The organism is Streptomyces montanisoli, assembly GCF_017813245.1.
GTDB lineage: Bacteria > Actinomycetota > Actinomycetes > Streptomycetales > Streptomycetaceae > Streptomyces > Streptomyces montanisoli.
Window position 1 is genome coordinate 20,040 of record NZ_JAGIQL010000080.1, and the last position, 10,193, is coordinate 30,232.

Below are 10,193 nucleotides of genomic sequence, written 5' to 3' on the forward strand. Positions count from 1 at the left end.
CGACCGCGTGGGTCGGCGACGTTCCAGGTTAGCTTTACCGACGGCACACAGAATCGGAGAAGTAGTGCCTACGATCCAGCAGCTGGTCCGCAAGGGCCGGCAGGACAAGGTCGAGAAGAACAAGACCCCCGCACTCGAGGGCTCCCCTCAGCGCCGCGGGGTCTGCACGCGCGTGTTCACGACCACCCCGAAGAAGCCGAACTCGGCCCTGCGCAAGGTCGCGCGTGTGCGTCTGACCTCGGGCATCGAGGTCACGGCGTACATCCCGGGTGAGGGACACAACCTGCAGGAGCACTCCATCGTGCTCGTGCGCGGCGGCCGTGTGAAGGACCTGCCGGGTGTTCGTTACAAGATCATCCGCGGCTCGCTCGACACTCAGGGTGTCAAGAACCGCAAGCAGGCCCGCAGCCGTTACGGCGCCAAGAAGGAGAAGTAAGAATGCCTCGTAAGGGCCCCGCCCCGAAGCGCCCGGTCATCATCGACCCGGTCTACGGTTCTCCTCTTGTCACCTCGCTGATCAACAAGCTTCTGCTCAACGGGAAGCGCTCCACCGCCGAGCGGATCGTGTACGGCGCCATGGAGGGCCTGCGCGAGAAGACCAACAACGACCCGGTCATCACGCTCAAGCGCGCGCTGGAGAACGTCAAGCCGTCGCTCGAGGTCAAGTCCCGCCGCGTCGGTGGCGCCACGTACCAGGTGCCGATCGAGGTCAAGCCCGGCCGCGCGTCGACCCTCGCGCTGCGCTGGCTGGTCGGCTACTCGCGCGCCCGTCGCGAGAAGACCATGACCGAGCGCCTGATGAACGAGCTGCTCGACGCCTCCAACGGCCTCGGCGCCTCCGTCAAGAAGCGCGAGGACACGCACAAGATGGCCGAGTCCAACAAGGCCTTCGCGCACTACCGCTGGTAGTCCCACCCCACATCGAGACCGAGAGAAGACTGAGCCTCATGGCCACCACTTCGCTTGACCTGGCCAGGGTCCGCAACATTGGGATCATGGCCCACATCGACGCGGGCAAGACGACCACCACCGAGCGGATCCTGTTCTACACCGGTGTCTCCTACAAGATCGGCGAGGTCCACGACGGCGCTGCCGCCATGGACTGGATGGAGCAGGAGCAGGAGCGCGGCATCACGATCACGTCCGCCGCGACGACCTGCCACTGGCCGCTCGAAGAGGTCGACCACACCATCAACATCATCGACACGCCCGGCCACGTCGACTTCACCATCGAGGTGGAGCGCTCGCTGCGCGTGCTCGACGGTGCCGTCACCGTGTTCGACGGTGTCGCGGGTGTGGAGCCGCAGTCCGAGACGGTCTGGCGCCAGGCCGACCGCTACGGCGTGCCCCGCATCTGCTTCGTCAACAAGCTCGACCGCACCGGCGCCGAGTTCCACCGCTGCGTCGACATGATCACGGACCGCCTCGGCGCGACTCCGCTCGTCATGCAGCTCCCCATCGGCGCGGAGGCCGACTTCAAGGGCGTCATCGACCTCGTGACGATGAAGGCCCTGGTCTGGCCGGTGGAGGCCGCCAAGGGCGAGATGTACGACACCGTCGACATCCCGGCCACGCACGCCGAGGCCGCCGAGGAGTGGCACGGCAAGCTGCTGGAGACCGTCGCCGAGAACGACGATCAGATGATGGAGCTGTACCTGGAGGGCAAGGAGCCCTCCGTGGAGCAGCTGTACGAGGCGATCCGCCGCGTCACCATCGCTTCCGGCAAGTCCTCCGGCACCACCGTCACCCCGGTGTTCTGCGGCACGGCGTTCAAGAACAAGGGCGTCCAGCCCCTGCTCGACGCCGTGGTGCGCTACCTGCCCTCCCCCCTGGACGTCGAGGCCATCGAGGGCCACGACGTGAAGGACCCGGAGCAGGTCATCGCGCGCAGGCCGTCGGACGAGGAGCCCCTCTCCGCGCTCGCGTTCAAGATCATGAGCGACCCGCACCTGGGCAAGCTCACCTTCGTCCGCGTGTACTCCGGGCGCCTCGTCGCGGGTTCGGCCGTGCTGAACTCCGTGAAGGGCCGCAAGGAGCGCATCGGCAAGATCTACCGCATGCACGCGAACAAGCGTGAGGAGATCGAGTCGGTGGGCGCCGGCGACATCGTCGCCGTCATGGGCCTGAAGCAGACCACCACAGGTGAGACGCTCAGCGACGAGAAGAACCCGGTGATCCTGGAGTCCATGGACTTCCCGGCGCCGGTCATCGAGGTCGCGATCGAGCCCAAGTCCAAGGGCGACCAGGAGAAGCTGGGTGTCGCCATCCAGCGGCTCGCCGAGGAGGACCCGTCCTTCCAGGTGCACACCAACGAGGAGACCGGCCAGACCGTCATCGGCGGTATGGGCGAGCTTCACCTCGAGGTGCTGGTCGACCGCATGAAGCGCGAGTTCCGCGTCGAGGCGAACGTCGGCAAGCCGCAGGTCGCCTACCGTGAGACCATCCGCAAGACGGTCGAGCGGGTCGACTACACGCACAAGAAGCAGACCGGTGGTACCGGCCAGTTCGCGAAGGTGCAGATCGCGATCGAGCCCATCGAGGGCGGCGACGCGTCGTACGAGTTCGTGAACAAGGTCACCGGCGGCCGCATCCCGAAGGAGTACATCCCTTCGGTGGACGCCGGTGCGCAGGAGGCCATGCAGTTCGGCATCCTGGCCGGTTACGAGATGACCGGCGTGCGCATCACGCTGCTCGACGGCGGGTACCACGAGGTCGACTCCTCCGAGCTCGCCTTCAAGATCGCCGGCTCGCAGGCTTTCAAGGAAGCCGCGCGCAAGGCGTCCCCGGTTCTCCTCGAACCGATGATGGCCGTCGAGGTCACCACGCCCGAGGACTACATGGGTGACGTCATCGGTGACATCAACTCCCGCCGTGGCCAGATCCAGGCCATGGAGGAGCGGGCCGGCGCCCGGGTCGTCAAGGGCCTGGTGCCGCTCTCGGAGATGTTCGGCTACGTCGGAGACCTCCGCAGCAAGACCTCGGGTCGCGCAAGCTACTCGATGCAGTTCGACTCCTACGCCGAGGTTCCCCGGAACGTCGCCGAGGAGATCATCGCGAAGGCCAAGGGCGAGTAATCCACAGGTGTCATCCACAGGGCGAACGCCCTGGTGGATTCACGCTCTAGGCTTGTCACCGGGAAAGCAGGGGGCAGCTCCCGCAGGCACGGCGTCACGCGCCGTGCCCCGCGGGGGGTGCCCCGGCGACACCGGCATCCCAGCAAAGATCATCCTGGCGCCGATGAGTAAGGCGTACAGAACCACTCCCCAGGAGGACCCCAGTGGCGAAGGCGAAGTTCGAGCGGACTAAGCCGCACGTCAACATCGGCACCATCGGTCACATCGACCACGGTAAGACGACCCTCACGGCCGCCATTACCAAGGTGCTGCACGACGCGTACCCGGAGCTGAACGAGGCCTCGGCCTTCGACCAGATCGACAAGGCTCCCGAAGAGCGCCAGCGCGGTATCACGATCTCCATCTCGCACGTGGAGTACCAGACGGAGGCGCGTCACTACGCCCACGTCGACTGCCCCGGTCACGCGGACTACATCAAGAACATGATCACGGGTGCGGCGCAGATGGACGGCGCCATCCTCGTGGTCGCCGCGACCGACGGCCCGATGCCGCAGACCAAGGAGCACGTGCTCCTGGCCCGCCAGGTCGGCGTGCCGTACATCGTCGTCGCGCTGAACAAGGCCGACATGGTGGACGACGAGGAGATCCTGGAGCTCGTCGAGCTCGAGGTCCGCGAGCTCCTCACCGAGTACGAGTTCCCGGGCGACGACGTCCCGGTCGTCAAGGTCTCGGCGCTCAAGGCGCTCGAGGGCGACAAGGAGTACGGCCAGTCCATCCTCGACCTGATGAAGGCCGTGGACGAGGCCATCCCGCAGCCCGAGCGTGACATCGACAAGCCGTTCCTGATGCCGATCGAGGACGTCTTCACGATCACCGGTCGCGGTACGGTCGTCACCGGCCGTATCGAGCGTGGTGTCCTCAAGGTCAACGAGACCGTCGACATCATCGGCATCAAGCAGGACAAGACCTCGACGACCGTCACCGGCATCGAGATGTTCCGCAAGCTCCTCGACGAGGGCCAGGCCGGTGAGAACGTCGGTCTGCTCCTCCGTGGCATCAAGCGCGAGGACGTGGAGCGCGGCCAGGTCATCATCAAGCCCGGTTCGGTCACGCCGCACACCGAGTTCGAGGCCCAGGCCTACATCCTGTCGAAGGACGAGGGTGGCCGTCACACCCCCTTCTTCAACAACTACCGCCCGCAGTTCTACTTCCGCACCACGGACGTGACCGGCGTCGTGACCCTCCCCGAGGGCACCGAGATGGTCATGCCGGGCGACAACACCACCATGTCCGTCCAGCTGATCCAGCCGGTCGCCATGGAGGAGGGCCTGAAGTTCGCCATCCGTGAGGGTGGTCGTACGGTGGGCGCCGGCCAGGTCACCAAGATCAACAAGTAGGTCTGACGGCAGGTGGTCTCGTGACGGTCCTGACAGGACCGTAGCGGGCATCGCGGAGGGCCCCGCCCCTCGTCCTTCGGGACGGTGAGCGGGGCCCTCTCGCATGCGCGGCCGCCGGCGCACGCCATCTGGCGCGCACGATATCGACGTGCGGGTTCATCAGAGCGAGCGCGGCGTGATGTCCTGCGGGAGGGCGGCGTAGCGGGGCAGGCCGTCCGTGGAGATCGTCCACGCGGCGATGGTGACGTCCTCTCCGTAGACGAAGTCCTTGCGGGTCGCGTACCGCGGCCCCTCGGGCGTGGTGTGGATGTCGGAGAGGATGGCTCCGGTGCCCGTGCGGGGATCGAAGATCGCGTAGACGGGTACGCCGAGGAGTGGGTAGTCGCGCACCTTGCCGACCCAGTCGTTGTCCGGGTTGGAGCGTGAGACGACCTCGACGGCAGCGATCAGCGCGCGGGGGTCGAACGACCCCTGGACCTCCATGTCGGCCTCGGCGATCACCATGACGTCCGGATGGCGCATGATGCCCTCCGCGGTGTTCTCCACGTCGGGCGTGCCGGTGTGGGCCGCGAGTTCCTCCGGCATCGCCTGTTCCAGCCTGCGGCGCAGACGCATGGCGGTCAGTTCGTGGGGGCCGCCGGGGGTCATCATGTCGTGGACGAGCCCTTCCTTGGTGATCTCGACCTTGCCGGGAACGTTGTCCTGTATCTGTTCGAGAAGGTCGCGCAGCACGTCGTACTGGAAGGCGCTGATCCCCGTGTCGGGCGAAGTGGCGGTCACGATCCGTACTCCTCGTCCTTGTCCTGGCCGACGCGCGGGACCGCGACGGGCGACGAGTCCATGATGCCGGAACGCCGCTGCCTCCGGACACTCCTCAGGGAGCGGCCGGACGCAGCGGCGCGGTCGAAAAGTGACGTTCGCGGAATGGCGTTCGCGGTGGTGGCTACCAGGCGACCGGGAGTTCGTGGACTCCGTAGACCACCGCGTCGTGCTTGTACGGGATGTCCCGCTCCTCGATCGCGGGCCGCAGCGCCGGGAAGCGGCGCAGTAGTGCGGGGTAGGCCAGTTGCAGCTCCTGCCTGGCGAGGTTCTGGCCCAGGCACTGGTGGGTGCCCTGGCCGAACGCGAGGTGGCGGCGGGCGTTGGGCCGGGTGATGTCGAGATCGTCGGGGTCGTCGAAGAGCGTGGCGTCCCGGTTCGCGGAGTCGTTGGCCAGGATGACGCCCTCGCCCGCGCGGATCGTGTGGCCGGAGATCTCCACGTCCTCGATCGCCACACGCCTGCGGCCGGTGTGCACGATCGTGAGGTAGCGCAGCAGTTCCTCGACCGCGCCGGCGATCTGCGCGGGCCCCTCGGCGTCGCGTACCGCCGCGAGCTGGTCCGGGTTGCGCATCAGGGCGAGCGTGCCGAGCGCGATCATGTTGGTCGTCGTCTCGTGGCCGGCGACCAGCAGCAGCATGGCGTCCTGGGCGAGGCGTTCGCGGGTGGTCTCGCCGGTCGGCAGGTGCGCGGCGGCGACGTTGCTGATCAGGTCGTCCTGCGGGTTCTTGACCTTCTCGTCGACGAGCCCGCCCAGGTAGTCGGTCAGCTCGTTCGTCGCCGCCAGGCTTTTCTCGCCGCTGGCCGACCTCGACACGAGCACCTTCGTCCTGCTCTGGAACAGGTGGTGGTCCGAGCGCGGCACACCGAGTATCTCCGCGATGACGAGCGACGGCAGGGGCAGCGCGAACGACGAGACCAGGTCGGCGGGCGGCCCGGCGGCCTCCATGCCGTCCAGCAGGCCGTCGATGATCTCGCTCAGGCGCGGGACCAGCGCGCGGGCCCTGCGCACCGAGAAGTACGCGGTGAACATGCGGCGCACCCGGTTGTGGTCCGGGTCGTCCATGGCGATGAAGGAGAGCGGCTTGCCGCTCTTGCGGCGGGCTTCGAGGCCGGGGCTCTGCGGCGGGAAGCCGGGGCGCAGCGCGTCGGCGCTGAACCGGTCGTCGGCGAGGATCGCCCGCTGGTCCTGGTAGCGCGTGACGAGCCAGGCGGGCGTCCCGTCGAAGACCTGGACACGCGAGAAGGGCTCGCGCTCGCGCAGCCCGGCGAACTCCGGCGGCGGGTCGAACGGACAGCCCGCGGCGCGGCTGAACGGGTAGGACGGATGCGGCGCGCCCTCGGTGACGCGGGAGCCGTGGGGGCCGTGGGCACCGTGGGTGCTGTCGGTGCTGTCGGTGCTGTCGGTGCTGTCGGTGCTGTGGGTGCTGTCGGACAGGGCTGTGTCGGTCATGCCGTGCTCCTGACGCGGGTGGGGGGTCGGGTGAGGCGTGCCGTCGTAGCGACGGCTTCTAGGCGCGGACCGTGATGGCCCCCGCCGGGCAGAGCGCCGCCGCCTCCTCGGCGCGTGCCTGGGCGTCGGCGTCGCCGGGGGCGTCGTCGAGCAGGGTGACGACGCCGTCCTCGTCGCGCTGATCGAAGATGTCGTCCGCCGTGAGGACGCACTGCCCGGAGGCACAGCACCGGTCCTGGTCGATCTCGATGTGCATCGCGCTCGCTCTCCTTCGTTACGTACCCTAAGTACGTGATAACCCCGTGGCCGGTGTTCGTGCAATGGGGCCTCCGGCAGATGCGCGAACGGTTGGCCGGAAACGGTCGGCCCGGCATGATGCGACTGTGGAAACCACCCCAGGCCCGCCCCCGTCACGTGCGGAGTCCATCGCCGCGCTGCAATCCGTGCTGAGCGCACTGGCCTACAGCCTGACGCGAACGGGCACGCACGCCCGGTTGACCGCGGCGGCGGGGACGCCCATCGACAGGCCCGGCCTCGCACTGCTGCGCGTCCTGGCGGACGAGCCAGAGCCGTTGCGCGTGGGGGAGTTGGCGGAGCGCCTCGGTGTCCGCCATCCGCATGTGACGCGCCAGGTCAGCCAGTTGGCGGAGCAGGGCCTGGTGGAACGGGCGGAGAACGGCGGCGACCGCCGCGTGCAACTCGTCGCCCCCACACGCCGCGGACGCGACACGCTGGCCCGCGTGGTGGGCGCGGTCGAGGCGAAACTGTCCGAAAGTCTCGCCGACGTGGACGCGGAACGGATCATGGCGGCGGTGGACGTGCTGAGCCGGGTCGGAAAATGGAGCTGGGACTCAGCTGTGGTGCACCCAGACACGCAGGGGCCCGAGGACACGGAATCCGGCGTCTAGGGCAGCGCCCAGCGGCGTACGGCGCCGATCCGCCGGCGTGACGTGCGCGCAGGCCGGATCGTCGTCGCGGTCGTCGTCACCGTCGTCGTCCTCGTAGCCGACGAGATCACACTCCGGGAAGTGGACGGCCGCTGCCCGGACGACCGCCGTCCACACCGCGGCGAGGGGGACGGCGCCGACGGCGAACACGTTGGACACGCCGACGAGTCCCGCGCCCAGGTTGAGGACGGCGCCGCCGACGAGCTCGCCGTCCGCGAGGCTGCCGTCCGCGAGCCTGCCGTCCGCGTGTGTGCGGTGCACCGCGAGGACGCGGACCGCGGGGTCGCGCAGCAGCGCGGGCCGGAAGATGTCGGGCGGCGGCTCCCCGTCCTCGCCCCCGTGCCAGGCCGACACCCAACGGCCGAGACGGTCGGCGCCCCGAACGGCCACGGCGGCGAACTCCCCTGAGATGCCTGCCGGTTCCTCCTGCGCGACTCCGGCGGGACGACGGAGCCACTGCCCGTGAAGGAGCGGAGCGAAGCCGTGGCCGGAGAGGTCGAGCGCAGCGAAGCTGTCCTTGACGGAACACCCGGGGGTTCCGGTGTCGAGCAGCCGCAGGAGTTCGCCGGGCCGTACGCCGGGGCGCAGGGTGACGGCTTCGGGGTAGTACGGCGGCGTGCGGCGGGGGCTCCACCACACGGTGCCGGAGAACCGGTACGGGACGCCGTGGGCGCGGCACACCGCCGCGCACCACTCGGCGTTGTTGCGCGCGGCGGCCCCGACGCCGGTGGGTTCCCGGGCTGAGGTGGCGCGGCTGATGTTCACAGGAGCAGCACCGTAACGCGCGCGGCGCGGGCGTGGCACACCGATTCACGTTCCCGCTCGGCGGCGTCAGCGTGGCAGGCCCAGTTCGCCTGCTCGCAGGCCCGCCTGGAAGCGGGAGTCCGCTTCCAGCGTGGTCATCAGCTCCGCCACCCGCCGCCGGTACGTGCGCAGCGAGACGCCGAGGCGCCGGGCCGCCGACGCGTCCGTCAGGCCGGAACCGAGTGCTTCGAGGACCGTGCGGCTGTCCGTGTCGAGGTGGGGGACGTCGCCGCGCAGGTACGTGTCGAAGTCGGCGGCGCCGGCCCAGATCGCCTCCCACAGCGAGTGGACGCCGTCGATCAGGGACTTCGACGTCGTGACGGTGTACTCGCGGCCACCGGGCGCGTCACGCCCGGCGAGGATCATCACCCGGCGGTCGATGAGGATGGTCTCGTGCGGCAGCAGCGAGCCGCTGATCCGGACGAGCGTCCCCTCGCGCCGCACCTGCCGCAGGTGCGCCCTGGCCCCCTCGTCGGCGAGTGCCACCGGGCTGAGCAGCTTGCTCGACGTGAAGCCGGCGGGAGCCGACCCGCGCACCCGGCTGCTGAGCGCGGTCCTCGCCGCCGGCTGCGCCCATGTGTCGAGGTCCCGGGCCGCGCACAGGAACTCGCTCCGGGTGGACTCGAAGAAGTGGCCGGCACGCTCGATCAGCTCCGCGTCGCCGCGGACGGAAAACACCTTCTCGCTCCGCATTCCTCCAGTGTGGCAGCAAGCTGTCACGCGCTCGCCCGCCGCGGTGGCCCCGCACACCATGGAACCCATGACGACCCACATGACGACCAAGACCTTCTCCCTCGGCGGAGACCTGACCATCAACCGCCTCGGCTTCGGCGCCATGCGCCTCGCGATGAGCACCTTCGGCGGCCCGCTGCGCGCCCCGGAGAGCGGCATCGCCGTCCTCAGGCGCGCGGTCGAGCTGGGCGTGGACCACATCGACACCGCCGGCTTCTACGGCGGGGGAGAGGTACGCGCCAACGAGCTGATCCGCACGGCACTCGCCCCCTACCGCGACGGCCTGGTCATCGCGACGAAGGTGGGCCCGATGATGGCGCCGGACGGCGTGCCCAGCCTCCAGGCCACCCCCGATCAGCTGCGCGGTCTCGTCGAGGCCGACCTGCGCGCCCTCGGCCTCGACCGGCTCGACCTGGTCTACCTGCGGGTGGGCGGCCTCTCGGGCGCGGGCGGCGAGTCGATCGCCGAACGGTTCGCGGTCCTCGCCGGGCTGCGCGACGAGGGCCTGATCCGGCACCTCGGCGTCAGCAACGTCGACGCCGCGCAGCTCGCCGAGGCGCGGGCGATCGCGCCAGTCGCGGCGGTGCAGAACCAGCACGCCGGCGACTCCGGCCTGCTGGGGCAGTGCGAGGAGGCGGGCATCGCGTTCGTGCCGTTCTTCCCGCTCGGCGGCGGCACGGGCCCCGTGGACCGCGGCACCAGCGACCCGATGGACGCCGAGCGCCTCCGCAGGGTCGCGGCACGCCTGGACGCGACGACCGCGCAGGTCTCGATCGCCGCGCTGCTGGCGACGTCGCCGTCGATGCTGGCGATCCCGGGCACCGGTTCGCTCGACCACCTGGAGGAGAACATGGCGGCGGGCGCGCTCGACCTCGGCGAGGACGACCTGGCCGCGCTGCGCGGCTGAGCGCGCCGAGGGGCTCTCGCCGCGGGCCCCTCGCCGCGGGGCGGGGCGCGTCCGCCCCGG

General features: G+C 69.6%; 11 protein-coding genes. 6 read left to right on the forward strand and 5 right to left on the reverse strand.

The window, feature by feature from the left end; all coding sequences use genetic code 11:
• Positions 1 to 64: 64 nt before the first annotated feature.
• The 4 genes from rpsL to tuf all read left to right on the forward strand — a co-directional run bounded on the left by rpsL (position 65) and on the right by tuf (position 4,471).
• On the forward strand, positions 65 to 436 hold the full coding sequence (gene rpsL / locus JFN87_RS19380) for a 30S ribosomal protein S12 (protein ID WP_003948652.1): 372 nt from the start codon (positions 65 to 67) through the stop codon (positions 434 to 436).
• A gap of 2 nt (positions 437 to 438) precedes the next feature.
• Positions 439 to 909: a 30S ribosomal protein S7 gene (gene rpsG / locus JFN87_RS19385; RefSeq protein ID WP_030903922.1), complete on the forward strand. Its 471-nt coding sequence runs from the start codon at positions 439 to 441 to the stop codon at positions 907 to 909.
• Positions 910 to 947: 38 nt separating this feature from the next.
• Positions 948 to 3,074, forward strand: a complete 2,127-nt coding sequence (fusA, locus tag JFN87_RS19390; protein ID WP_209341670.1) for an elongation factor G — start codon at positions 948 to 950, stop codon at positions 3,072 to 3,074.
• A gap of 203 nt (positions 3,075 to 3,277) precedes the next feature.
• Entirely contained in the window at positions 3,278 to 4,471 is a 1,194-nt protein-coding gene (gene tuf, locus JFN87_RS19395; RefSeq protein ID WP_209341675.1) for an elongation factor Tu, read from the forward strand.
• A 159-nt stretch (positions 4,472 to 4,630) separates the two neighbouring features.
• Here tuf and JFN87_RS19400 read toward each other — a convergent pair whose 3' ends face one another.
• The 3 genes from JFN87_RS19400 to JFN87_RS19410 form a co-directional block, all read right to left on the reverse strand.
• The gene (locus tag JFN87_RS19400; RefSeq protein WP_372449256.1) at positions 4,631 to 5,224 is read right to left on the reverse strand and encodes a Uma2 family endonuclease; all 594 of its coding nucleotides are present in this window, start codon (positions 5,222 to 5,224) and stop codon (positions 4,631 to 4,633) included.
• A 190-nt stretch (positions 5,225 to 5,414) separates the two neighbouring features.
• Entirely contained in the window at positions 5,415 to 6,743 is a 1,329-nt protein-coding gene (locus JFN87_RS19405) for a cytochrome P450 (RefSeq protein ID WP_209341677.1), read from the reverse strand.
• A gap of 58 nt (positions 6,744 to 6,801) precedes the next feature.
• A complete protein-coding gene (locus JFN87_RS19410; RefSeq protein ID WP_209341679.1) occupies positions 6,802 to 6,999 on the reverse strand; it encodes a ferredoxin in 198 nt (65 codons plus the stop codon).
• A 127-nt stretch (positions 7,000 to 7,126) separates the two neighbouring features.
• On the opposite strand from JFN87_RS19410, the gene JFN87_RS19415 reads away from it, so the two are divergent.
• Positions 7,127 to 7,651, forward strand: coding sequence for a MarR family winged helix-turn-helix transcriptional regulator (locus JFN87_RS19415; RefSeq protein WP_307865518.1), 525 nt, complete (start codon positions 7,127 to 7,129; stop codon positions 7,649 to 7,651).
• On the opposite strand, the gene JFN87_RS19420 is transcribed toward JFN87_RS19415, so the two are convergent.
• Complete coding sequence (locus JFN87_RS19420) at positions 7,595 to 8,455, reverse strand: hypothetical protein (RefSeq protein ID WP_245180397.1); 861 nt, start codon at positions 8,453 to 8,455, stop codon at positions 7,595 to 7,597. The genes JFN87_RS19415 and JFN87_RS19420 overlap by 57 nt on opposite strands.
• A gap of 66 nt (positions 8,456 to 8,521) precedes the next feature.
• Positions 8,522 to 9,187 (reverse strand): helix-turn-helix domain-containing protein, encoded by a 666-nt coding sequence (locus JFN87_RS19425; protein WP_209341681.1) that lies wholly within the window; start codon positions 9,185 to 9,187, stop codon positions 8,522 to 8,524.
• Positions 9,188 to 9,266: 79 nt separating this feature from the next.
• Between JFN87_RS19425 and JFN87_RS19430 the strand changes: the two genes are divergently transcribed.
• A complete protein-coding gene (locus JFN87_RS19430; protein WP_209341686.1) occupies positions 9,267 to 10,133 on the forward strand; it encodes an aldo/keto reductase in 867 nt (288 codons plus the stop codon).
• Positions 10,134 to 10,193 lie beyond the last annotated feature (60 nt).

Coding starts and splice junctions, on each gene's coding strand:
- JFN87_RS19405 (WP_209341677.1), bottom strand. CDS start 6,743: ATGACCGACACAGCCCTGTCCGACAGCACCCACAGCACCGACAGCACC.
- JFN87_RS19425 (WP_209341681.1), bottom strand. CDS start 9,187: ATGCGGAGCGAGAAGGTGTTTTCCGTCCGCGGCGACGCGGAGCTGATC.
- fusA (WP_209341670.1), top strand. CDS start 948: ATGGCCACCACTTCGCTTGACCTGGCCAGGGTCCGCAACATTGGGATC.
- JFN87_RS19410 (WP_209341679.1), bottom strand. CDS start 6,999: ATGCACATCGAGATCGACCAGGACCGGTGCTGTGCCTCCGGGCAGTGC.
- rpsG (WP_030903922.1), top strand. CDS start 439: ATGCCTCGTAAGGGCCCCGCCCCGAAGCGCCCGGTCATCATCGACCCG.
- JFN87_RS19430 (WP_209341686.1), top strand. CDS start 9,267: ATGACGACCAAGACCTTCTCCCTCGGCGGAGACCTGACCATCAACCGC.